The sequence below is a fragment of the Stappia sp. ES.058 genome (genome assembly GCF_900105595.1).
In the GTDB taxonomy this organism is placed as follows: Bacteria; Pseudomonadota; Alphaproteobacteria; order Rhizobiales; family Stappiaceae; genus Stappia.
Genome location: NZ_LT629784.1, coordinates 1,791,403 through 1,816,103 on the forward strand (window position 1 = coordinate 1,791,403; position 24,701 = coordinate 1,816,103).

Consider the following 24,701-nt stretch of genomic DNA (forward strand, 5'->3'; position numbering starts at 1 on the left):
TTAGGCACACGGAGCTGTGCGCTACCCGGCATCGTTCGGGGCGCTGGCCGATAGGAATATGACATGAGGCTTGTGGCACTGCGGATCAGGGTCGCGGTGAGCGGTTCGGTGTCCATGGCCGCAATGTTTTATAGCTTGGGCGGAGCGTTATCTGCGGCGGCGCGCCCTGTTTAGGGTCGAGACGCACCGCAAGCGCGCCCGTCCGTGCCAGGCGATCCCCATCGAAGACATACGCCGCAGCGCAATCGGCTGGCGCGCGCAACGCGGTGACGATGACATCCACCCTTGCGCAATCCTGCGCGAAGGCTTCCGGATCGGAAACCAGCGAGATCACCAGCCCGTGGCCCCTACCGTTTCCGGTGGACGGGAGAGCTTTTACACGGTGATCATCCGGCACCGGGTAGGCTGAGACGATGCAAGCACGCTCGTCACAGGCCATCCGGCGGCGCGACAGATGTCGGTTGGGCCGGTCTAGCGCCGGCACACCCTCGGCACGCAGCCAGACGTCGCCCAGGAAACTGGAGGGCCGTGGTGTGACCTGCATGATTCCATCTGAATCCCTTAGGGCAATTGCCTTCCCGCTGGCAGAGACAAACATATCGGGCGGGCGATGGAGCGCCACGAAAAGTCCGGCGAACGCCAGCGGTACGATCGAGAGCCGCCGATAGCCGGCGGGTCCGATGCACAAGAGGCCGCCGCCGCCGACAAGAAGCAGGATAGCGGAGATCGGAAGCGCTCCGATCACACCCTCGTCGGGCGTCGCTGCCTGTGCCCAGCTCGAGATCGACGCGACCTGCTCGAGCGCCATCCCCATCACCGACAGCGGAAACACCTCGAGCCCGAACGGCAGCATCGCCAGCGCCAGCACAGCCATCGGCATCACCAAGACCGTGACGAGAGGCATGGCAACGAGATTGATCAACGGACCGAGGGGCGCAACGCGGTGAAAATGGTAGGCACCGATCGCGCCGGTGGCAGCGCCCGCGATCAGCGACGTGAAGAGGATCGCGCCGAACCAGATCATGACCTGATTTAGCGCAGAGCGGACGGAACCGCTTGCAGCAATCTCGCGGGCATCGCGGTGCCCGCGCCTGCGTGTCAGTTCCTCATAGGCCGCGATCAGGGCGACAACGGCAGCGAATGACATCTGGAATCCGGGGTCGAGAAGGGATTCCGGCGTCAGCAACAGGATGAGGAAGGCTGCCACCGCCGCGTTTCGCAGCGTCAGCGCGCGTCGCCCGAGCAGGCGACCTGCCAGCACCAGCGCGATCATCACGAAGGCCCGCTGCGTCGCGATCGATCCGCCAGAGATCGCCAGATAGAAGGTCGCCGCCCCGAGCGCTGCTCCCGCCGCCCACAGATCGATGGGCTGCTCCTGGGACAGTCTGGCGGAAAGCGCCAGCACCGCGCGTACGGAAAAGAAAACCGCACCGGCGAACAGGGCCATGTGCAGCCCGGAGATCGCCAGGATATGCGCCAGTCCCGCTGTCCTGAGCGCTTCGGTGACTTCGGGCGGGATCGAAGACCGGTCACCGACGATCAAAGCGACGGCCAGGCCGCCGGCGACCCCCGTCCCCAGCGTCTGCAGGATACGCTGGGCAATGGCGCGCCTCAGCCTGTCGATTGCAGACATCAGCCTCAAGTCCCATGGCACAGGCCCAAGGTCCGCCGGCTCCGGCGAACCAAAGGCGAAGCCGCTGGCGCCCACGCCGTCGAAGAACGCGCGAAACGAATAGTCGTAGCCACCGGGCATGACCGCAGGCGCCGGCGGCATCAATCGGGCACGCAAACGCACGGCCGTGCCAGCCGCATATGTCGCGTCCGACCCGCGCAGACTGACCCGTACGCGCTCCGGCCGGTCGCCCTGCCTGAGCGGCGGCGCGGCGATCACGCGAAGGGTCAAGCGCGTCCGCCCGTTGGCACGCGGCTCCGCCAGTTCGACAAAACCCGACAGATCCACGCTGCGGGCCCTTTCAAGAACCGGCGCTGCAACCATCGCGGTGCGCAGGCACGCCGCAGCAGCGCCGGACATGATGAGCGCACAGGCAAGCAGTGCCCAGGCACCCCGCCCCTTGCGATGTGCCGCCAGAAAAAACACCCATAAAGCCGCGGTGGCAGTGAGAAGCGCGAGAAGCGATGGCTCCCGCGGCAATTGAAAATAGCCGGCGATGCCCAGGACAAATGCGACACACGCCCACACAAGGCCACGACCGCGGTCGAGATCGGCTCTCAGGGCAGCGGAAAATGCCTGGCTCCATGTGGTGTCGGTGTCGTCCCCCCGTTTGGACGACAGGGGACGAGACTGCAACACGGCTGCAAGAAGCGCACGGGCCGATTCCGGACGCCGGGATAACGCTTTGCTGCGTTCACCAGGGTCGGCGCGGGCTGCGGATGTATCGGCCGCGGCCTCCCGTCCACCATCACCTTCAACTCCCGACTTGCCTGCGCCCGGCATCGTCATGACCCTTTCAGCGCCATCGGCGCATGACGCCGTCAGGCCGGCTTGATCCCGCCTTTTTCAGGCTTTGGCGAGACCGGACCCTATGCTAAGTGAACGCCAACCCTGCGCCAGGAAACGAGCGTGCAATGCAACTCGGGTTCGCGCAAGACGGGAATCTGCACTGCACGGGTTTCAGGCAGGTGCGGTCAGAACCGTCATCATCGTCAAACGAACAAAAGGCAGTTGTCATGAGCGCCCCCGTGGTCACGCGTTTCGCCCCCTCGCCCACCGGTTTCCTGCACATCGGCGGCGCCAGAACGGCTCTCTTCAACTGGCTTTATGCGAAGCGGTTTGGCGGCAGGATGCTGCTTCGCATCGAGGACACGGACCGCAACCGCAGCACGGACGCGGCCATCGAGGCCATTCTCGATGGTCTGACCTGGCTGGGGCTCGACTGGGACGGCGAGCCGATTTCACAATATGCGCGCGCCGATCGCCATCGCGAAGTGGCAAAGGCCCTGATCGATGCCGGACAGGCGTACCCCTGCTACGCCTCGCAGGAGGAACTGGCGGAGATGCGCGAGACCGCACGCGCGGAAGGCCGTCCGCCGCGCTACGACGGTCGCTGGCGCGACCGCGACCCGTCCGAGGCCCCGGCCGACGTGAAGCCGGTCGTCCGCCTCAAGGCTCCTCTCGACGGCGAAACAGTGATCGACGACAAGGTCCAGGGACGGGTTGTCTTTGCAAATAAGGAACTCGACGACCTCGTTCTGCTGCGCTCCGACGGATCGCCGACCTATATGCTCGCCGTCGTGGTCGACGATCACGACATGGGCGTCACGCATATCGTGCGCGGCGACGATCATCTGACCAATGCGGCCCGCCAGACGCTGATCTACAAGGCGATGAACTGGGATGTGCCGACGATGGCGCATATCCCGCTCATCCATGGCCCCGACGGCGCGAAACTCTCCAAGCGGCACGGGGCGCTTGGCGCGGAAGCCTATCGCGCGATGGGCTATCTCCCGGCTGCGATGCGCAACTATCTTGCGCGTCTTGGCTGGAGCCATGGCGATGAGGAGATCTTCCCGACCGAACAGTTGATCGAATGGTTCGACCTCGATGCGATCGGCAAGTCGGCCTCGCGCTTCGACATGCAGAAGCTGCAGAACCTCAACGGTCACTACATGCGGGCCCAGTCAACCGACGAGCTGATGCGCGATTTCGCAGCTTTCCTTCCCCATGCCGAAGGCGGACCCGCCGTCCAGTCCTGGCTGTCCGACAGCACGCACGACAAGATGTTCCGTGATGCCCTTCCCGGCCTCAAGGAGCGTGCAAAGACGCTTGTGGAGTTGCTGGAAAGCGCGGAATACCTTTGGGCCAGCCGCCCGCTCGTCCTCGACGAGAAGGCGGAAAAACTCCTTTCTGCAGACGGAGCGCGCGGCGCGCTTGCTGATCTTCACGAAAAACTGTCCGCGCTCGACACATGGAACGCAGAGACAACGGAAGCCGCCGTTCGCGCCTTTGCAGACGAGGCAGATCTCAAGCTTGGAAAGGTGGCACAGCCGTTGCGCGCCGCGCTGACCGGCAAGGGCACCTCTCCCGGGATCTTCGACGTTCTCGACGTGCTCGGTCGCGAAGAATCGCTTGGACGGATCGCGGATCAGGCATCCTCGTGACAAATCGGTGCCGGATGGCGACAAGCCTGCCGCAAGGGAAAGGTGAACGGATCGTCACCATGTGACCAAAGCGACGAGGGTGTGCGCTTGCGAGGATCATGCAAATGGGATACCCAACAATCGACTTTTCCTCCCGCCAAGCATGGCCGGCCAGTTTCCCGACACTCTTGGGACGCGGCCACGCAGCAACGGCGCATTCTTACCAGGGGGTAGCCTGAATGACTGATTCAAATGCCAAGCTGACGATTGGCGACAAGTCGTGGGACCTGAAGGTCCGCCCGGGAAGCGTTGGCCCGAACGTTGTCGACATTGCGTCCCTGTACAGCCAGACCGGATGCTTCACCTACGACCCGGGCTTCACGTCCACAGCGTCATGTGAATCGGGCATCACCTATATCGATGGCGATGAAGGCACCCTGCTTTATCGCGGCTACCCGATCGAGCAACTGGCCGAACACGGCGATTTTCTCGAGAGCTGCTACCTTCTGCTGTACGGCGAATTGCCGACGAAGGCGCAGAAGGACGACTTCGTGAATCGCGTGACCTATCACACGATGATCCACGAGCAGATGAGCCGCTTCTTCACCGGTTTCCGCCGCGACGCCCATCCGATGGCGATCATGGTCGGCACCGTCGGCGCGCTCTCCGCCTTCTATCATGACAGCACCGACATTTCCGATCCGCACCAGCGGATGGTGGCGTCCCTGCGCATGATCGCCAAGATGCCGACGATTGCGGCAATGGCCTACAAGTACCACGTCGGCCAGCCCTTCGTGTACCCGCGCAACGACCTCGACTATGCGGCGAACTTCCTGCACATGTGCTTCGCCGTGCCTTGCGAGGAATACAAGGTGAACCCGGTGCTCGCCCGTGCGATGGACCGGATCTTCATCCTTCATGCGGACCACGAACAGAACGCCTCCACCTCGACGGTGCGTCTGGCGGGCTCCTCCGGCGCCAATCCGTTCGCCTGCATCGCAGCCGGCATTGCCTGCCTCTGGGGACCGGCGCATGGCGGTGCCAACGAGGCCGCGCTCAACATGCTGGCCGAAATCGGCTCGGTCGACCGGATCCCGGAATACATCGCCCGCGCCAAGGACAAGAACGATCCGTTCCGTCTGATGGGCTTTGGCCACCGGGTCTACAAGAACTACGACCCGCGTGCCCGCATCATGCAGAAAACGACACATGAGGTCCTGGCGGAGCTTGGTATGCGCGACGATCCGCTTCTGGACGTCGCCATGGAGCTGGAGCGCATCGCGCTCAGCGACGAGTATTTCGTCGAGAAAAAACTCTACCCGAACATCGACTTCTATTCCGGGATCACGCTGCGCGCTCTCGGCTTCCCCACCACCATGTTCACGGTGCTCTTCGCACTCGCGCGCACGGTCGGCTGGATTGCTCAGTGGAAGGAAATGGTCGAGGATCCCTCGCAGAAGATCGGACGCCCGCGTCAGCTCTACACCGGGGCGGCTCCGCGCGACTATCTGCCGATCCCGCAGCGTCGCTAACGCTCCTCCGTCGATTTCGACGGCAGACGACTGAAACCGAAAACGGCGCCTCGCGGCGCCGTTTTTGTTTCTCCGGACTTTGCCTTGCAACAAGGCGGGGTTCATCGACCCGCGGCGACGTCAAGTACGATGCGCGCCGCCTCGCCCGCCTGGCTCCTGCCTTCACCCAGCTGCATTTCATCGTCAAGACGCCGGAACGCAGCCACCTGCGCATCACGCTGTGGCGAGGCCTGCAAAAGCGGCGCAACGGTCGCGGCAAGCGCTTCCGGCGATGCGCCGTCGTCCAGAAATTCAGGCACCACGTTCTCGCCGAGAATGATGTTCGGCAACACCATCGATGTGACCGTCGCAATCGGCAGGAAGCGGTTCAGGTCCTTTATCCGGCGGTAGAACCAGTCGAGCCGGTAGGCCACCGCCATCGGCACGCCGGCGATCGCCAGCTCCAGTGTCACGGTTCCGGATGCCGCAAGGGCGGCATGTCCACGGCGGAATGCGGCGAGTTTCTCCGCCTCGCCGCTCACGACTTGCGGCTTTACCGCCCAGCCGGCGGTTTCCTCGGCAATGCGCTCGCGAAGATGGGGAACCGCCGGCAGAATAACCTCCAGGTCGGCGAACGTCTCCTTCAGAATCGCCACAGCCGCCCCGAAATCGGCAAGCAACCGGCTGATCTCGCTTCGCCGGCTTCCCGGCAGCACAAGCAGAACCGGAGCCCCGTCACTTTCAAGATCGGAGCGCTCCCCGGGCGCGGGCCGGAGACGGTCTGCTCGCTCGATCAGCGGGTGCCCGACATAGGTCGTCGGGGGGCCTCCAAGCCGCTTGTGCACTTGCGGCTCGAAGGGGAGGATCGCCAGAAGATGGTCCACATAGGCTGCCATCCGGCGGGCCCGCCCCGGCCGCCAGGCCCAGACCGAGGGCGAGACGTAATCGACAACGGGAATATGCGGCGCGCGCTTTCGCACCCGTTTCGCGACATTGTGGGTAAAATCCGGACTGTCGATGATCACGACCACATCCGGATTGCGTTTCACGATGTCATCGACGGTCTGATAGACGCGCTTCACGATCAGCGGAAGGCGCGGCAGGACCGCCGACAGGCCCATGACGGCGATGTCCTCGATCGGAAACAGAGACACAACGCCTTGTGCGGCCATGCGCTCGCCGCCAACTCCGTGAAACCGGATATCGCACGGGCTTTGTGCCCGCAGGGCCTCAATGAGGCCGGCACCGAGTTGGTCCCCCGATTCCTCCCCGACCACCAGATAGACGGACAGCGGCGCTTCCTGTTTCGCATTCATTTCGCGGCCTCGTCCGGCTCCTGTGCCCCGTCAAGCGGCTCGACGCCCCAAAGCGATATCGACAGCTCCCGGGCAAGCGCTTCCGTTTGCGTCCTTTCGGCGATCAGCACCCGGCCGGCCTCTATGCCAATACCCGAGAGGCCTGCATTCGCGGCCGCCCGAATTGTATCGGGACCGATCGTCGGAAGGTCGACGCGCATGTCCTGGCCGGGCTTGGCGCATTTGACGAGTACGCCTCCCTTGCCCTTCACACGCCCGCGTTCGCGGACGGTCCGGCAGCGATCGAGCATGGCATCGGTACCCTCAGCCCCCTCCACCGCAATCACGCGTCCGGCGACACTCACCGCCGCCTGTCCAATGTCCAAGCGTCCCAGCGCGACCACGGCCTCGATCGCGAGGTTCAGATCGAGAGCGACTTCTGCACTTGCATCCTTGCCGACAATGGTTCCGGGGCGTGCGAGCAGCCCCGGCGCCACCTCATGCGCGCCAATGATCCGGAAGCCCTCGTCTTCGAAAAATCGAATGATTTTCGTCAAAATGGAATCGTCGCCGCCGGCGAGCGAAGCAATGATCTTCGGCAGTCTCCGCATTGTGCCGAGATCTCCGACAATCTGGCGAAGCTCCGGCCGACGGGTCACACTGCCGATCATCACGACATCCCGGCAGCCCTCACGCTCAAGCAGCGAGGCAAGCTTTCCGATCTGCCCCCAGCCCAGATAGGAGGGATTATACGCCGCGATACGCTCGTCAGCTTCCCCCTTGATGGCAATCGCCACGACCCGTCGACCGCTTTCGACCGCCGCTGCAATGACCTCGACAGGAAGACGCCCGCCACCGCAGATCACAGCCACCGGCGACAAGGATTGACCCCCTGTCATCGGCTCTTATCCGTCACTTTTCGGCGTACAGAATCGCCGCTCGGGCTCCGCGAGAATAAAATCCGTAACCCGCAGGACCAGGTCGCGCCCTGCATGCACAGCCGCCACCTTTTCAGCGCGCTGGCGCAGGGTCCCTTCGCTGACTTCAAAGAGCTCCTTGAAGGCACTGCGCAGCGCGTGAATATCCTCGCGCGCAAAGCCGTGACGTTTCAGTCCGACAAGGTTGAGACCATTGAGGCGTGCCCGGTTGCCCATGACCATCCCAAACGGAATGAGGTCGTTTTCCAGACCCGCAAGCCCGCCGACGAAGGCATTGTCGCCAACGCGCGTGAACTGGATAACCGCCGCACCGCCGCCCATGATCACATTGTCGCCAACGGTTACGTGACCGGCAATCATCACATTGTTGGAAAGGATGATGCCGTCTCCAAGCCGGGAATCGTGACCGACATGCGAATTGGCAAGAAAGGCGCACCGGTCGCCGATGACCGTCTCCAGGCCACCGCCTTCGGTTCCCGGATTGATCGTAACGCCCTCGCGCATGATGCAATCCTGACCGATGGTCAGTGTCGCGGCCTCGCCGCGGTACTTCAAATCCTGAGCCTGATGGCCGATGGACGCGAAGGGAAAAATCGTGCTGCGGACGCCAATCCGGGTCCGCCCGGCAACCACGGCATGCGACTTGAGTTCCACGCCATCGCCCAGAACCACGTCGGGGCCCACATGACAGAAGGGACCGATACGGACGTCATCGCCAATCTGTGCGCCATCCTCGACCACAGACGACGCGTGTACGCTTGCCGTCATATAGCCCCGCCTGACGTGCTGTCGACGAGCATCGCGCTTATCTCGGCTTCCGCAACCTTGGTGCCATCGACCGTCGCAATGCCCTCGAACTTCCAGATGTTCGTCCGGTTACGGATCTTGCGCATCTCGAAGCGAACCTGATCGCCCGGAAGCACGGGCTTGCGGAACTTCGCCTTGTCGATGGTCATGAAGTAGACCAGCTTGGGTACCCCGGACTGACCGCGGGAATGGACGCAAAGCGCGCCCGCGGTCTGCGCCATTCCCTCAATCAGAAGCACACCCGGCATCACCGGTTGCCCGGGGAAATGGCCCATGAAATGCGGCTCGTTTGCCGTGACGTTCTTGATGCCCACGGCACTGTTGTCGCCATCCATGTCGACGATGCGGTCAACCATCAGGAACGGATAACGGTGCGGCAAAAGCTCCATGATCCGCATGATGTCAGCGCTATCCAGCGTCGTCTTTTCGCCTTCACTCATATCCACGTCCTCAAGATGGCCATGTTCACCACGCTCACTCCCTGTCGCGCGGCCCCAAACCCCGTTCCGCAAGCTTAGCCAATGTCTTGACCTCGCGGAACCAGACCTTGACCGGCTTCGCCGGCACTCCGCCATACCGCGCTCCGGCCGGAACGTCCGCTTCCACGACACTCACAGCCGCAATCTGGGCGCCCATGCCGATTTTCACGTGTCCCCGCACGCCGGACTGCCCACCGATCGCAACATAATCTTCCAAGGTCGCGCTTCCCGATATCCCGACCTGAGACACGATCACACAGTGACGACCTATCAACACGTTGTGGCCAATCTGGACCTGATTGTCGATCTTGGTCCCCTCGCCAATCACCGTATCCCGGTTGGCACCGCGATCCACCGTCGTGTTCGCACCGATCTCGACGTCATCCTGTATGATGACACGCCCGATCTGCGGTACCTTGAGGTGTCCGCCCGGTCCCATCGCGAACCCGAACCCGTCCTGTCCGATACACACGCCAGGATGAACAATCACACGGTCGCCCACAAGCGCATGCTGAAGCACGGCATTCGCTCCAATGGTGCTGTTGCGCCCGATGCGAACACCAACGCCAATGACGGCATTCGCCTGAATGTGCGTCCCCGCCCCGACCTCGACGTCAGGTCCGATGCTGACACCGGCCTCGATGCGTACGCCGTCTTCCAGCGTGGCGCTGCCATCGATCCGGGCCTGAGGCGAGACACCCGGTCCCGTGCCGTCCATCGCGTGCGGACGCAATGCCGTAGGGAAAAGCTTTCCCAGAACAATACCCCAAGCCTTGTAGGGCTCGGCAACGACGATGGCGACAACCCCGTCCGGAATTTTTGCCGCATGCCGTTTCGACACCAGGCAGGCCGCCGCGCGGGTCACCTCGAGCGCCGCCAGATACTTGGTGTTGTCGAAGAACACCAGATCGCCCGCCGCGGCATCTTCAAGCGGTGCAACGCCGGATATCGTCGTGTCCCCGCCCCCGCCAGGAAGATCGCCGGCGACCCAGGAGGCCACGTCCGTGACGCTGACGGCATCAAAGGAATCGAAGAAGAAGGGGTCGCTCATAGGGTCACCACAGAAAAGCCGGCCGCCGAGAGTTCGGCGGCCGGATCATGCATGCTGCATTGTTGAGGATCAGAAACGGGTGCCGCCACCGATCCGGAAGAACTGCGTGCGGTCGCCGGTCTCTTTCAGGATCGGCCAGGCGAAGTCCGCCCGCAGCGGCCCGAAGGGCGAGGCCCATTTCACACCGACACCAGCCGAAATCCGCGGCGAGAAGCTGTTCGACAGAACCGACCCGGCCGTTGTGACATTGCCCCCACAACCACTGGCCGTTTCTACGCAACGAGCGATCGCTGGATCCGTGTCCCAGACCGCTCCAAAGTCGGTGAAGACAGCACCGGACAGACCAAGCTCCTTGGGCAGGCCGTAGATCGGAAACTCGGCCTCCGCATTGGCATGGACATACCAGCGACCACCGAGCGAGTCGCCCGTAATGGAATCGCGCGGACCGATGCCCTGCGGCTCAAAGCCGCGCAGCCAATTGTCGTTGTGCTGGAACTGGTCTGAGGCACGAAGGTCGCGACCGATGCCCATGATATTCCCACCGCCGGCGCGAAGGATACCGATCACGCCCCATTCCGGAAGCAGTTCCTTATAGGCACGCGCATCAACAGTCGTCGAAATGTAGCGGCTGTCGCCCCCGAGACCGGCAAATTCCTGGCCGAACTTGAAGTAGAAACCGTCACGCGGGTTTATCCGGCTGTCGCGGGTGTCCCACACCAGCGCATAGCCGATCGACGACGTCAGATTACGGCCAAGGGACGACTGGAGGCCGTTGGAAAGGCGCACGGAAGAAGGCTGCGTCAGCTTCTGGTCGAAGATCCGATAGACAAGGTTCAGGCGAAGCTCGTCGTCGCGCAACGGCAAGCCGAGACCGATAGAACCGCCAGTCGTCTGCAGGTCATAGTTGCGGTAATCATTGCGGTCGAAGGACTTGCGATAGGCATCCAGCGACAGCGCGATCCGGCGCCCGAGGAAATACGGCTCGGTAAAGGCGAACTCGTAAGACTGCGTCGACGAACCGACACCGACACGCGCACTCACGAACTGGCCGCGGCCGAGGAAGTTCTTCTCGCTGATGGTGACATCGCCGATGACGCCGTCGGACGTGGAGTAGCCGATACCGAAACCGACCTCACCCGTGGCCTGCTCCTCGACATCGACGTTGATGACGATGCGATCAGGGGCGCTGCCGCGCGAGGTAGTGATGCGAACGTCCTTGAAGAACTGCAGGTCCTTCAGCCGGCGCTCGGCCTTGTCGAGCAGGACGCGGTTGAAGGCGTCGCCCTCGACCAGATCGAACTCGCGACGGATGACATACTCGCGCGTCCGGTCGTTGCCGCGAATGTTGATCCGCTCGATGTAAACGCGCGGGCCTTCCTCGATGTAATAGGTCAGCGAGATCGTGCGGTTCTCGTAATCCCGGGTCGCTCGCGGACGGATCTGCGCGAAGGCATAGCCCTGTCGCGACACATCAAGCGTCAGGTCTTCCAGCGTCTTCTCGACTTCAAGCGAGGAATAGGTGTCGCCCGCATCCGTCCGGATCTTGCGGCGCAACTCTTCCGGATCGACGCTCGACAGCGACGTTTGGAGATCAATGTCGCCGTAGGTATACTGCTCGCCCTCTTCCACCGTGAAGGTCACGTAGAAGACATTTTCCTCTCGGTCGAGATCGGCGACCGCCGACACGATCTGGAAGTCGGCATAGCCGTAGCGATAGTAGAACTGGCGCAGGAGCTCCTGATCCGCATCAAGACGATCCGGATCGAAGTTGTCGGTCGTGCGCAGGAAGCTCAGGAGCCCACTCTGCCGGGTGCGGATCACATCGCGAAGCCGGCCGTCACTGAACTTGGAGTTGCCGATAAAGGTGATCCGCTCGATGCCGGTGCGATCGCCCTCGTTGATCTCGAACACGAGGTCGACGCGGTTGTTCGTCCTGTCGATGACTTTCGGCTCGACGGTCGCGCGGTAGCGACCGGAACGGCGATAAGCCTCGAGAATGTTCTGTACGTCGGACTGAACCTTGGCGCTGGTGAGCATGGAGCGCTCTTCGGTGCGCACGACACCCGTGAGGGTCTTGTCGTTCAGCCGCTTGTTTCCCTCGAAGGAAATCCGGTTGACCATCGGATTTTCCGTGACGGTCACCACCAGGGAACCGCCCTGTCGGTTGATCGAGACGTCTCCAAAAAGACCGGTGGCAAACAGCGTCTTCAGCGATTCATCCACATCGGAGGGTCCGTACGGACGACCCGGCCGGATGGTCAGATAGCTCTCAACTGTGGATGCCTCGACGCGGGTGTTTCCACGCACGACGATACGGCTGACCGTGGCGGCGGAGGCCTCGACAGCACCGACAACCGGGAGCGAGCCGGACAGGATCGGCGCGAATCCGCTCAGGATGGCGGCTACCAGGATTGTTCTGGTCAGGTTCTGCAAACACTGCATAAAGACGCTTCGCCTTCGGTTTTCCGTCAACTGGAGGATACGCAGGCCGCGCGACCGCCAGGACAGTCAGATTCTCTATATCCGTCAGTCGTTTTACAGGCTTTTTCCAACGACGCAACCACACATGACCGCGTTTCCGCGTTTCCCGACAAAGCGTTGCACGCGCGACACGCCGTCAGGTCAAAGCGAACTCAGATGCAAAACGTCATTCCAGGTCGCGAAGACCATCAGGGACAGTACGATCGCAATCCCGATACGAAATCCGTATTCCTGCGTTCGTTCGCTGAGAGGCTTACCGCGCAACGCCTCTGCGGCGTAAAACAGCAAGTGTCCGCCGTCGAGCATCGGGATCGGCAACAGGTTCAACAGCCCGATGCTGACTGACAGGATCGCGGTCAGATTCAGGAGGGCGGCGAACCCGAGCGTTGCGACCTGCCCCGAGATCTGAGCCACCCGGATCGGCCCTCCCAGTTGGTCGACGGATTCGCGACCCGTCACGATTCCCGCGATATAGCCTGCGGTTCGCGAGACGACAAACCAGGTTTCCTTGCCGCCTTCAACAACGGCCTCGACAGGTCCAAAGCTGCGCAGGATCACGTCTTCCTGGTTGGCGCTGCGGCTCACGCCAAGCTGACCGACCCTTTGCACATTGCCAAAACGGTCGCGAATTTCGCGCCGGTTGGGGGTAACCACCAAATCGATTGTCTGCGTGCCCCGCTCAACCGTCACGTTGAGCGGAACATCCGCACTTACGCTGACGATCCTCTGGAGGTCGGAAAAGGTCTCGATCGAGGTCCCGTCGATGGCCACGACGAGATCACCCTGCTGAAGCCCGGCTTCGGCCGCAGCACTGTCTTCCTGCACCTGGTCGACACGCGGCGAGATTTCCGGGCGGCCCATCGTGGAAAACAGAACCGCGAAAATCACGATGGAAAGCAGGAAGTTGGCAAACGGCCCTGCCGCAACGATTGCCGAGCGGCGGGCGACACTCTTGGTTTGAAAAGCGTCTGACCGCTCCTCGTCGCTCATCTTCGCCAGCGCTTCGGTATCGGGAACGCTCGCCTCGTTCTCATCGCCGGCGAACTTCACATAACCGCCAAGCGGAACAGCCGACACCTTCCAGCGAGTGCCGTGCTTGTCGTACCGGCCGAACAGTTCGGGACCGAAACCGACGGAAAACGCCACGATCCGCACGCCGCACCAGCGCGCCACGAGAAAGTGGCCCAGTTCATGAAAAAAGACGACGATCGTCAAAACGAAGAGGAACGGCAGGATATATCCGGCAACAGACCCGAACAGCGACCCGATCAATTCCATGGTGTCTCCTTTGGCGCTCATCGCCATGCCCGCGCCAGAGGCTTCGGGTCGTTTTAACGTCTCATGCAGGCCGGCAGGCGTATCTCCGGTCCGCTCTCTTGACTATCTAGTGCGTCATGCCCGCGATTTCTTCCAGCGAGACCCGCCTGGCAACGGAGTCGACCGCCATGGCCTCCTCTATGGACCGCACCTCGCTCAAATCACCGGATGCGGACATGCGAGCAAGAACGCGCTCAATCGTCTCTGCGATACCGAGGAATCCGAGCTTGCGGTCCAGAAACGCCTTCACCATCACCTCGTCGGCCGCATTCAACGCCGCCGACGCGGCGGCCCCGGCAGCCATTGCCGCCCGAGCAAGCCGCAGGGCTGGAAAGCGGACGGGGTCTGGCGCCTCGAAGGTGAGCGTCGCCAATGCGGCGAGATCAAGACGCGTCGCTGGCGTACGCATACGGCGCGGCCATGCCAGACAGTGGGAAATCGGTGTTCTCATATCCGGCGCCCCGAGTTGTGCAAGAACGGACCCGTCGGAATATTGCACCATACCATGAACAACGGATTGAGGATGGACCAGAACCTCGATCTGATCCTGACGCAGCGGAAAAAGATGATGCGCCTCGATGATCTCGAAGCCCTTGTTCATCATCGTCGCGCTGTCGATGGAAATACGGGCACCCATACTCCAGTTTGGATGCTTCAACGCGGCTTCGGGCGATGCAACACGCATCTCGTCAAGCGAATAGGCTCTGAAAGGCCCCCCCGATGCGGTCAGGGTCAGGCATTCGATCTGGTCAAGATTACCCTGTTCGAAGACCTGAAACACGGCGTTGTGTTCCGAATCGACGGGCAGAATCGTCGCGCCCGAGGCGCGCGCCGCCGACATGAAAAGGTCGCCGGCGCAAACAAGGCATTCCTTGTTGGCAAGAGCAATGGTGGTGCCGTTGCGCACCGCTGCAAGCGTCGGCGCAAGGCCGGCAGCTCCCACGATAGCCGCGACCAGCATGTCGACGGGACGGCTGGCGGCCTCGGCAACGGCCGCAGGCCCGGCCGCGCAGGTAATTCCGGTGCCCGAAAGAGCCGTCTTCAGGCATTCATAGGCACTTTCATCCGCCACGACGGCATGGTCGGCGCGAACCATGATCGCAGCGGCGGCAAGCGCCTCGGCATTGGTATTCGCCGTGAGCGTGCAGATGTCGAACCGGTCGGGTTCGCGCGCGACAAGATCCAGCGTACTGGCGCCGATCGATCCGCTGGCACCGAGCACGCTGAGACGAAGCGGCGCATTCGATCCACCACCCGTTTTCGCGGTTTGCCGACGTCCGTTCTCAACCACGCGTCAATATCCCTGCATCGCTATGATTCGGCCGACGGGATCGAGCATCGACCCTGTAAGGAGAACGGCGACCGCATATCCAAGGACGCCTGCCCCGACAAGGCCGTCGAGCCGGTCCATGACGCCCCCGTGCCCCGGAATGATGTGGCCGGAATCCTTGACGTCAAAATGGCGCTTCAGCGCAGACTCAAACAGATCTCCAATCTGGGAGAACACCGAAAGCACCGCTGCGAACAGGACCCAAACGCCGCCACCCGCACGACCGGTCAGCACATAGCCGAGCCAGCCGATCGCCACAGCTGCGGCAAAGCCGCCAATTGCCCCGCTCCACGTCTTCTTCGGCGACACACGGACCCACAGTTTCGGCCCGCCCACCTGGCGACCGACGAAATAGGCAACGATGTCCGTGGCCCACACGACGCCGAACAGGAACATGATCATCGCAAGACCTGTGGTCCCCTCACGAAGGGCAATGAGAACCGCTCCGGAGCTTCCGGCATAGGCAATGCCTGCGGAAAGCCACAGAACTTGTGTTTGCCGCCGTGCAAGCGCGAAAAGCGCAAGCCCTGCAGTCGCGGCGACAAGGATCGCGAACCCCGTGGCGGGCTGCTGCGCGCATGCGGCAACTGCGGCGGCTGCAACGCTTGCATAGGCCACCGCACATGAAACGCGCGCGTGCTGTGCCCTGACGATCAAGGACCATTCGCGCAGCAGGATCAGCGCACAGACACCCGCGCCGATGGCGAACCAGAGGCCGCCGAGATAGGTGACAGCCAGGGCCGCCGGCACGAGCAGAACGGCGGACAACACGCGCAGTCGAAGTTCGGTGCGTTTGGAAGCGGACGCTGAGGCGGGCGGCGATCCGTCGCTCATCTGGCGACTTTCGCGGACAACCCGCCAAAGCGGCGGTCGCGTGCTGCATAGGCGGCAAATGCCTGCTCGATCGCCCGTTCGTCGAAATCCGGCCAATGAACATCTGGAAAATAGAATTCCGCGTAGGCCGCCTGCCAGAGAAGGAAGTTGGACAACCGCTGCTCACCGCTGGTGCGGATGATCAGGTCCGGGTCGGGAAGTTTTGCGGTATCGAGATACTCCGCGATCCGCGCCTCCGTCACATCGTCCGCCTGGAGTTTGCCGGCTTCGACATCTTCGGCAATGTGCCGGATCGCGCGGGCGATCTCGTTGCGACCGCCATAGTTGAAGGCAACGACGAGTGTCATGCCGGTGTTGTCACGGGTAAGGGCTTCGCCTTCCTCGATCAGGCCGAGGATCCGGCCATCGAGGCCCTCGCGTTCCCCGATCATCTCGACCCGGACGTTTTGTCGGTGGATCTCGGCCAGGTCGCGCCGCACGAACCGCTCCAGCAACCCCATCAGGAACCCCACCTCGGCCGCGGGGCGGTTCCAGTTTTCCGATGAGAAACTGAAAAGCGTCAGAAACCGCACGCCCCGGTCGGAACAATGCCGGACGACCCTGCGCAAGGCGGTCACGCCCGCACGGTGGCCTTCGGTGCGCGGAAGCCCCCGCTTCACGGCCCACCGACCGTTGCCGTCCATGATCACGGCGACGTGCCGCGGAACGTCGACGCGCTCCTCTGCGCTGACCTGCGCGGAAACGTTCAGGCCTGCCGTCACCGTCATCCCCTGCTCCCTTTCGTTATGACCGAATCGCAACCTGCAATCAGATCTGGGAGATTTCCTGTTCTTTCTTGGCAAGCATTGCGTCGATATCGGTGATCATTCCATCGGTCATTTTCTGCACACGATCAGCCGACACGCGGCTGTCATCCTCACTGAGGCTGCCGTCCTTTTCCAGCTTCTTCAGAGTTTCCATGCCATCGCGGCGCACATGACGCACGGCGACCTTGGACTGTTCGGCATATTTGTGCGCGACCTTGATCAGATCCTTGCGTCGCTCCTCGTTCAACTCGGGGATCGGCAGACGCAGGTTCGTGCCATCGACCACGGGATTGAGGCCAAGGTTCGATTCGCGGATAGCGCGCTCGACAGCACCGACCATCGACTTGTCCCAGACCTGAACCGAAATCATGCGCGGCTCGGGAACGCTTACCGTGGCGACCTGATTGATCGGCATGGGCGATCCGTAGGCCTCCACGGAAATTGCATCCAGCATGCTGGACGATGCACGACCGGTGCGCAGACCAGCGAGATCGGTCTTGAGGACGGCAATCGCCCCGGTCATCCGACGCTCGAGATCGCCAAAGTCGACATCCTGATCCGCCATAGTGTCCTCTCTCATCATTTCACGCGACAGGCTCTGCGCCAGTCAACCAAAAGTCTCGCGTCTTATTTCCATGACACGCGGCGGAAACGCAAGCGCTTCCGCACCTTGCCACTGCACGAGACCACAGCGCTAACTTGAAAAAAGGCAAGAGAAACCGCGATACACCGGCTGACTGCGGCGCTTTCCGGCAATCAATCGGAAATGACGGTATAACGCCCTGCGCCGTTCATGACGTCGACCAATGCACCCGGGGTGCGGATGGAAAACACAATGACGGGAATCGCATTGTCCCGGGCAAGAGCGATCGCCGTCGCGTCCATCACCTTAAGATCACGGCCAAGCACCTCGCCAGGCGTCAGGGTCTCGTAGCGCTCGGCGTCCGGAACCTTTTTCGGGTCGTCGGAGTAGACACCGTCAACGCTCGTGCCTTTCAGGAAGGCATCACAGCGCATTTCGGCGGCGCGCAAGGCCGCACCGCTGTCGGTCGTGAAAAACGGATTGCCCGTGCCCCCGGCAAAGACGATCACATCCCCGTCTTCCATGTAGCGCTCGGCGCTGCGTTGGGTGAACGTCTCGCAGATCGAGGGAACCGGAACGGCTGACAGGACACGCGCCGGCACCCCAAGACGCCGCAGCGCATCGGCAAGCGTGAGTGAATTCATCACCGTCGCCAGCATGCCCATGTGATCGCCGGTTACCCGGTTTCCGCCTTTCGCCGCCACGGCGACACCGCGAAAGATATTACCGCCGCCGACAACCACACCGACCTGCGCACCGAGGCTGACGGCCTCGGCGATCTCCTTGGCGACCCGCCCCACGGTGTCCGGATCGATGCCAAACTCCTGCGAACCCATGAGAGCCTCGCCTGAGAGTTTTACCAGCACACGCCGCCAACGAAGTTGTCTCGTCATATTTGTCTCGCCATTTGCTTTGGCCGTTTTGATTTTGTCCACCACGGCGAAAGCGCCGGTCCCCCTACGGAAGAATGGCGATGCCGGACAGAAGAAAGGCGCCGGAATGACCGGCGCCTCTGTCGGGGCTTAACTTCCTGCCGCAGCGGCAACTTCCGCTGCGAAATCCGTTTCTTCCCTTTCGATCCCCTCGCCGAGGGCATAGCGGATGAAACCGGTCAACTTGACCGGGCTGCCGAGATCTTTCGCGAAGGCTTCGATGGCCTGCTCGATCGTCTTGTCAGGATCAATGACGAAGGACTGCTTTTCCAGCGTCACTTCCTCGTAGAACTTGCGCAAACGACCTTCCACCATCTTCTCGATGATGTTCTCCGGCTTGCCTGAATCGCGCGCCTGTTCCGAGAAGATCTGGCGCTCACGATCGACAACCTCGGCGTCAAGCGAAGCGACATCAAGCGAAAGCGGATTGGTTGCGGCTACATGCATCGCGATCTTGCGACCGAACGCATTCACCTGTTCGGCGTCGCCAGTCGATTCCAGCGCGACGAGGACGCCGATCTTGCCCATTCCATCGGCAATCGCGCCATGGACATAGGTTGCGACCGCGCCATTCTCGACCGAAAGGGCCGCGGCCCGGCGCAGCGACATGTTCTCGCCGATCGTCGCGATCGCTTCCTTGATCTCGTCGCCAACCGTCTTGTCGCGTCCCGGGAAGGGAGCATCGGCAAGCGCTGCGACATCGCCATTGACGGCAAGTGCGGCCTTGGACGTTCCCGCGATCAGCGCCTGAAAGGCTTCGTTGCGGGCGACGAAGTCGGTTTCGGAGTTCAACTCGATCACGGCGGCGCGATTGCCATCGGAAGCCACGCCGACAAGACCTTCAGCCGCAACGCGGCCTGCCTTCTTCGCGGCCTTCGCCAGACCCTTGGTGCGCAGCCAGTCGACAGCCGCGTCCATGTCGCCGTTGTTTTCGGAAAGGGCTGCCTTGCAGTCCATCATGCCCACGCCGGTTTTTTCGCGGAGCTCTTTCACCATCGCTGCGGTAATGCTCATAGATCGCCTCGTTGACGGATGTTTGCCCCGGCATTCCTAGCCGAGGCCTCACATAAGATTGATGACAGAAACGCTGAAACGTTCCGCCCGGCAGGGCAAAATCCCACCGGGCGTCGAACAGGTTTCGTCAGCCGGCCTGCGCCGGGGTTTCCTCGGCGGGTGCCGATTCGGCCGGAGCCTCTTCGGCAGGCGCCTCGCTCGCAGCTTCGGTTTCCAGCGCCGGCTCGACCGGGGCTTCTTCGGCAGCTCCGACATCCATGCCCATGCCGCCCTGGGCCCGGGAAATACCGTCGATCGCGGCGCGCGCGATCAGGTCGCAATACAGGCTGATGGCACGGCCCGCATCGTCGTTGCCCGGAACCGGGTAGTCGATGCCGACCGGATCGCAATTGCTGTCCACGATGGCGGCAACCGGAATGCCAAGACGCTTGGCTTCCTGAATGGCGATCGCCTCTCGGTTGGTGTCGATCACGAACAGGAGATCGGGCAGCCCACCCATGTCCTTGATGCCGCCAAGGTTGCGCTCGAGCTTTTCGCGCTCGCGGTCCATGAAGAGCCGCTCTTTCTTGGTCAGGCCGCTCGGATTGCTGAGCGTCTCTTCGAGCTTGCGCAGGCGCTGGATCGACTGGGAGATGGTCTTCCAGTTCGTCAGCATGCCACCGAGCCAGCGAGCATTGACGTGATACTGCGCAGAACGGCGTGCGCCGTCGGCAACCGCTTCCTGGGCCTGGCGCTTGGTGCCGACGATCAGCACACGACCGCCGGCGGCAACGGTGTCGGATACCGTCTTGAGCGCCTGGTGCAGCAGCGGAACGGTCTGCGCAAGATCGAGAATGTGAATGTTGTTGCGAACGCCGAAGATGTAATCCCCCATCTTGGGATTCCAACGGTGCTTCTGGTGACCGAAGTGGACACCAGCTTCCAGCAGCTGACGCATAGAGAATTCGGGCAGGGCCATGGCCGTGCAACTCCTTGATTTTCCGGTTTGACCTCCGCAGGGTGTGGCAGCGCTCATGCGCTTACACCGGATGGACCCCGTTCAAGAACGAAAACCGACCCTGCGTGTGGAATGCGCGCGTTATAGTCGGCGTCGCCCGGCAATTCAAGCCCGCGCAGGCACCAACGACGATTCCATTGCTGTCAAAGGCACAAAACGGGACAATCCGGTAAACCCGCACGCCGCCGGTGATGGCATTGCGTCGGGGCCTCCGATTTCCAGATCGCCGCAATCGCGGCTTGTGCGGAATGCTTCTTAGGCGAGTTGAACCTCGACGACGCCGGGAATCGTCTTCATTGCCCCGGCGATCTGCGGCGACAGCCGGTACCCGCCCGGCAGCTTGATCTCGACTTCTCTCGCGCCGCCGTCGAGAAGCACGACGACACTGACGTCGCCGTCGCCGCGCTCACCGAGATGGCGATGCAACCGTCGGGCAGCATCGGGATGATTGAGGAACACCGTCAGGCTCCGTTGAACCTGCGAGGCGGCGTCCTCGAGCGGCTTGACCGACTGGATCCGCAGGCTCGGCTCCTCATCGCGCATGTCCGCACCAACGAGCAGCACCACCGATTTTCCAGGCTCCACCACGTCACGATATTGCTGCAGGGATTCGGAAAACAACAAGGCTTCATACTGCCCCGTCGGATCGGACAGACGCACAATTCCCATACGGTTGCCCGAGCGCGTCCTGCGCTCCTGCCGCCCGAGCACAGTGCCGGCAAGCCGCCCGGCGGTCGCCCCCTGTTTTACGGCCTGCGCGAAATCCGCCCACATCTGGACACGCATACGCTCCAACAGCGGCATGTAGGAATCGAGCGGATGCGCCGACAGATAAAAACCGATTGCTGATTGTTCACGCTGCAATCGGTCTTCCGGCATCCAGTCCGCCGCATCAGGAAGATGCACCGCCTCGCCGCCCTCGCTGCCTCCGAACATGTCGTTCTGCCCGCTCAGCGCCTCTTCATCGGTCCGCTGGGCAACCCCCAGAATCCGGTCGAGTCCGGCAACGAGCCGCGCGCGCGACGGTTCCAGCGCATCGAATGCGCCGGCGTTGACGAGGCTTTCAAGCGTCCGCTTGTTGAGTTGGCGCGCATTGATGCGTGTCGCGAAATCGCCAACGCTGGCGAACGGCTTGTCTCCGCGCATCTCGATGATGTGCTCCACCGCCTGCTCGCCGACGCCCTTGATCGCGCCCATTGCGTAACGGATCTTCTCGCCCTCAACCGAAAAATGCACACCGGAGTGGTTCACCGAAGGTGGCAGAACCTCCACGCCCATGCGTCGTGCCTCGACGCAGAAATCGCTCAGCTTGTCCGTATTTCCCAGATCGAGCGTCATCGACGCGGCCATGAAGGCGACCGGAAAGTTGGCCTTCAGCCAGCCGGTTTGATAGGAGACCAGTGCATAGGCGGCGGCATGCGACTTGTTGAAGCCGTAGTTGGCGAATTTCGCCACCAGATCGAAAATCGTTCCGGCCTGCCCCTTGTCGATGCCTCTCTCCACGGCCCCATCGACGAAACGCGCCCGTTGAACCTCCATCTCGGCGGCAATCTTCTTGCCCATTGCACGGCGAAGAAGGTCGGCTTCGCCAAGCGAATAGCCCGACAGAACCTGGGCGATCTGCATCACCTGCTCCTGATAGACGATGATACCATTCGTCTCGATCAGGATCGGCTCCAGCAGCGGGTGAAGGCAATCAGCCTCCTGCTCACCGTGCTTGACTGCATTGTAGACCGGGATGTTGTCCATCGGACCCGGGCGATACAGGGCCACAAGCGCGATTATATCCTCGAAACGATCGGGCTTCATGCCGGCGATCGCCCGTCGCATGCCCTGGCTTTCCAGCTGGAACACGCCGACAGTCTCACCGGCCGCAAGCAGACGGTAGGTCGCGGGGTCGTCCATCGGCAGTGCAGCCATGTCGACCGTCACGCCGGTGTCGGCGATCAGCTTTACCGCCGTGTCGATCACCGTGAGCGTCTTCAGGCCGAGAAAGTCGAACTTGACCAAGCCCGCCTGCTCCACCCACTTCATGTTGAACTGCGCGACCGGCATGTCGGAGCGCGGATCACGGTAGAGCGGAACGAGTTGCTCCAGCGGCCGGTCGCCGATCACCACACCGGCCGCATGGGTCGAGGCGTGCCGGTAAAGACCCTCAAGCTTTTGAGACATCGCCAGCAACCGCGCGACGATCTCCTCGTCGCGCTGCGCTTCCTGCAGGCGCGGCTCGTCGCGGATTGCCTGTTCGAGCGTCACCTGCTGACCCGGCGTTGCCGGAACCATTTTGGAGAGCCGGTCGACCTGCCCGTAGGGCATCTGCAACACACGGCCGACGTCGCGCAATACCGCACGCGCCTGCAACGTTCCGAAGGTGATGATCTGCGCCACCTGCGCCCGACCATATTTCTCCTGAACGTAGCGAATGACCTCCTCGCGCCGGTTCTGGCAAAAGTCGATGTCGAAATCCGGCATCGACACACGCTCGGGATTGAGAAATCGCTCGAACAGAAGCGCATAACGCATTGGGTCCAGGTCGGTAATGGTCAATGACCATGCAACAAGTGACCCCGCACCCGAGCCACGACCCGGCCCGACCGGAATGTCATGCGCCTTCGCCCACTTGATAAAATCGGCAACGATCAGGAAGTAGCCCGGAAACTGCATCCGCTCGATGATGCCAAGCTCGTAGTCGAGACGGGACCAGTAATCCTCGTCCGACACATTCGGTGCCAAACCGTGCGCCGCAAGCCGCGCGGAAAGCCCCTCCTTCGCCTGCCGGCGCAATTCCTCGACCTCGGCGATAAAAGCGGCTTCCGGATCGTCGGACGCGCCCGCGAACTGAGGCAGGATCGGTGCATGCTTGAGCGGCCTGGCATGGCAACGGCGCGCGATCTCGACCGTATTCGCGGTGGCCTCCGGCAGATCGGTGAAAAGTTCGAGCATCTCTGCGCGCGTCTTGAAGCAATGCTCCGGCGTGAGCCTGCGCCGGTCATCCTCGACGAGCACCCGCCCCTCGGAAATGCAGATCAGCGCATCATGCGCCTCATAGTCGTCACGATGGGCGAAAAACGGCTCATTGGTCGCCACGAGCGGAACTGCGAGCTCATAGGCGAGCGCGACCATAGCCGGTTCCGTCGCGATTTCCTCCGGCATGTCATGGCGTTGGATCTCGACATAGAGCCGGTCCGCGAAACCTGCCTTCAGCGTTTCGAGCCGCACACGCGCCTTGTCGCCTTCGCCGGCGAGGAAAGCCTGACCGAGAGGGCCTGCCACGCCGCCGGTCATCAGGATCACCCCCTGGGCATGCTCTACCAGACGCGCCGCCGTGATATGCGACTGAATGGACGGATCCGTGTCCAGATAGGCGCGACTGACGATGTCCATCAGGTTGGCGTAGCCTGCCTCGTCCGCCGCAATGAGCACGACATCGCTTAAATGAACGGTCTCCCGCCCTTTCTTGACACCGCCATCCTGAAAGTCGACGGGGATCTGAACGCCGACGATCGGCTGAACTCCGGCTCCCCAAGCTTTTTCCGAAAACTCCAGTGCCCCAAACAGATTGGCCGTGTCCGTGATCGCGATTGCCGGTTGATCGTCCGCCCGGGCAAGATCGATAAGCCTGCCGACAGGCAAGGCCCCCTCAAGCAGGGAAAAAGCCGAGTGAACTCTCAAATGAACGAAACCGACGGCGGACATGGACCCTCTTCACCCCCTCGCTCACCAACCAACGCAACATGCGCCGGCCCCGGAGTTGGAAGACTGAGGAAGTGTCGGCCCTGAGCACCGCCTTGTCGAGACCGGCGGCACCGCCCTCCCCAGAAAGCGCTGACCGCTCCACAACACAGACGCTCAACCGCGCACACGCCACCCGGTCTGCGACCCAAGGCCGACCTCAAACCCGCGCAAGCTCCACCAGAACATCGCTCCAGATCAGCATCGCCGCGCCCAGCAGCACCAGCGATCCGAGCCCCGCCAGGTCCTGAAGTGTTTCCCGAAAATCGTCGAGCATGGTGCCCTCCCGCGTCTCAAACCCTCGATAATCCCTATTATGTTCCTGTTTTGTTCTTTTTACAAGGCCCGATAGATCGTCCCGGCTTTTATGGTTTCCATCTCGTAAACAGGACCGGAAGGCGGGCCGACCGGCTGCGCCCTGGCTGGTGAGTTCATGGCCCCGGGGAACGAAGGTGTTGTCTGGCTTCCGCCTGCCGCCAACGCAATGCGGAGAACC

The 24,701-nt window shown here is 62.3% G+C and carries 18 protein-coding genes; 2 read left to right on the plus strand and 16 right to left on the minus strand.

Features of this window, described 5'->3' with window-relative positions:
• Positions 1-85 precede the first annotated feature (85 nt).
• Positions 86-2,308: a ComEC/Rec2 family competence protein gene (locus tag BLU32_RS08350; RefSeq protein ID WP_172838546.1), complete on the minus strand. Its 2,223-nt coding sequence runs from the start codon at positions 2,306-2,308 to the stop codon at positions 86-88.
• Positions 2,309-2,688: 380 nt separating this feature from the next.
• On the opposite strand from BLU32_RS08350, the gene gltX reads away from it, so the two are divergent.
• Together gltX and gltA are read left to right on the plus strand one after the other, a co-directional pair.
• Entirely contained in the window at positions 2,689-4,119 is a 1,431-nt protein-coding gene (gene gltX / locus BLU32_RS08355; RefSeq protein ID WP_093806086.1) for a glutamate--tRNA ligase, read from the plus strand.
• Between the two features lie 218 nt (positions 4,120-4,337).
• Positions 4,338-5,630 (plus strand): citrate synthase, encoded by a 1,293-nt coding sequence (gltA, locus tag BLU32_RS08360; protein WP_093806088.1) that lies wholly within the window; start codon positions 4,338-4,340, stop codon positions 5,628-5,630.
• 101 nt (positions 5,631-5,731) lie between these two features.
• Here gltA and lpxB read toward each other — a convergent pair whose 3' ends face one another.
• The 15 genes from lpxB to dnaE form a co-directional block, all read right to left on the minus strand.
• Positions 5,732-6,925 carry a lipid-A-disaccharide synthase gene (lpxB, locus tag BLU32_RS08365; protein ID WP_093806090.1) on the minus strand — a complete coding sequence of 398 codons (1,194 nt, stop codon included), beginning with the start codon at positions 6,923-6,925 and terminating at the stop codon, positions 5,732-5,734.
• Positions 6,922-7,803, minus strand: coding sequence for an LpxI family protein (locus tag BLU32_RS08370; protein WP_093806092.1), 882 nt, complete (start codon positions 7,801-7,803; stop codon positions 6,922-6,924). Before BLU32_RS08370 ends, lpxB begins: the two co-directional genes overlap by 4 nt.
• A 6-nt stretch (positions 7,804-7,809) precedes the next feature.
• Positions 7,810-8,610: an acyl-ACP--UDP-N-acetylglucosamine O-acyltransferase gene (lpxA, locus tag BLU32_RS08375; protein WP_093806094.1), complete on the minus strand. Its 801-nt coding sequence runs from the start codon at positions 8,608-8,610 to the stop codon at positions 7,810-7,812.
• Positions 8,607-9,089, minus strand: coding sequence for a 3-hydroxyacyl-ACP dehydratase FabZ (gene fabZ, locus BLU32_RS08380; RefSeq protein ID WP_093806096.1), 483 nt, complete (start codon positions 9,087-9,089; stop codon positions 8,607-8,609). The genes lpxA and fabZ overlap by 4 nt, the downstream gene beginning before the upstream one ends.
• Before the next feature lie 34 nt (positions 9,090-9,123).
• Positions 9,124-10,179 carry a UDP-3-O-(3-hydroxymyristoyl)glucosamine N-acyltransferase gene (lpxD, locus tag BLU32_RS08385; RefSeq protein ID WP_093806098.1) on the minus strand — a complete coding sequence of 352 codons (1,056 nt, stop codon included), beginning with the start codon at positions 10,177-10,179 and terminating at the stop codon, positions 9,124-9,126.
• A gap of 69 nt (positions 10,180-10,248) precedes the next feature.
• Complete coding sequence (gene bamA / locus BLU32_RS08390) at positions 10,249-12,621, minus strand: outer membrane protein assembly factor BamA (RefSeq protein ID WP_093806100.1); 2,373 nt, start codon at positions 12,619-12,621, stop codon at positions 10,249-10,251.
• A gap of 180 nt (positions 12,622-12,801) precedes the next feature.
• Positions 12,802-13,938 (minus strand): RIP metalloprotease RseP, encoded by a 1,137-nt coding sequence (gene rseP / locus BLU32_RS08395; RefSeq protein WP_093810767.1) that lies wholly within the window; start codon positions 13,936-13,938, stop codon positions 12,802-12,804.
• 106 nt (positions 13,939-14,044) lie between these two features.
• Complete coding sequence (gene dxr / locus BLU32_RS08400; RefSeq protein ID WP_093806102.1) at positions 14,045-15,268, minus strand: 1-deoxy-D-xylulose-5-phosphate reductoisomerase; 1,224 nt, start codon at positions 15,266-15,268, stop codon at positions 14,045-14,047.
• A 3-nt stretch (positions 15,269-15,271) separates the two neighbouring features.
• The gene (locus tag BLU32_RS08405) at positions 15,272-16,141 is read right to left on the minus strand and encodes a phosphatidate cytidylyltransferase (protein WP_093806104.1); all 870 of its coding nucleotides are present in this window, start codon (positions 16,139-16,141) and stop codon (positions 15,272-15,274) included.
• Entirely contained in the window at positions 16,138-16,908 is a 771-nt protein-coding gene (locus tag BLU32_RS08410; protein ID WP_093806106.1) for an isoprenyl transferase, read from the minus strand. Before BLU32_RS08410 ends, BLU32_RS08405 begins: the two co-directional genes overlap by 4 nt.
• A 40-nt stretch (positions 16,909-16,948) precedes the next feature.
• Complete coding sequence (frr, locus tag BLU32_RS08415) at positions 16,949-17,512, minus strand: ribosome recycling factor (RefSeq protein ID WP_093806108.1); 564 nt, start codon at positions 17,510-17,512, stop codon at positions 16,949-16,951.
• A 191-nt stretch (positions 17,513-17,703) separates the two neighbouring features.
• The gene (gene pyrH / locus BLU32_RS08420; RefSeq protein WP_093810769.1) at positions 17,704-18,423 is read right to left on the minus strand and encodes a UMP kinase; all 720 of its coding nucleotides are present in this window, start codon (positions 18,421-18,423) and stop codon (positions 17,704-17,706) included.
• Positions 18,424-18,552: 129 nt separating this feature from the next.
• Positions 18,553-19,476 (minus strand): translation elongation factor Ts, encoded by a 924-nt coding sequence (gene tsf / locus BLU32_RS08425; protein WP_093806110.1) that lies wholly within the window; start codon positions 19,474-19,476, stop codon positions 18,553-18,555.
• A gap of 127 nt (positions 19,477-19,603) precedes the next feature.
• Positions 19,604-20,434 (minus strand): 30S ribosomal protein S2, encoded by an 831-nt coding sequence (gene rpsB / locus BLU32_RS08430; protein ID WP_093806112.1) that lies wholly within the window; start codon positions 20,432-20,434, stop codon positions 19,604-19,606.
• A 294-nt stretch (positions 20,435-20,728) separates the two neighbouring features.
• Complete coding sequence (dnaE, locus tag BLU32_RS08435; protein ID WP_093806113.1) at positions 20,729-24,169, minus strand: DNA polymerase III subunit alpha; 3,441 nt, start codon at positions 24,167-24,169, stop codon at positions 20,729-20,731.
• Positions 24,170-24,701: the final 532 nt, after the last annotated feature.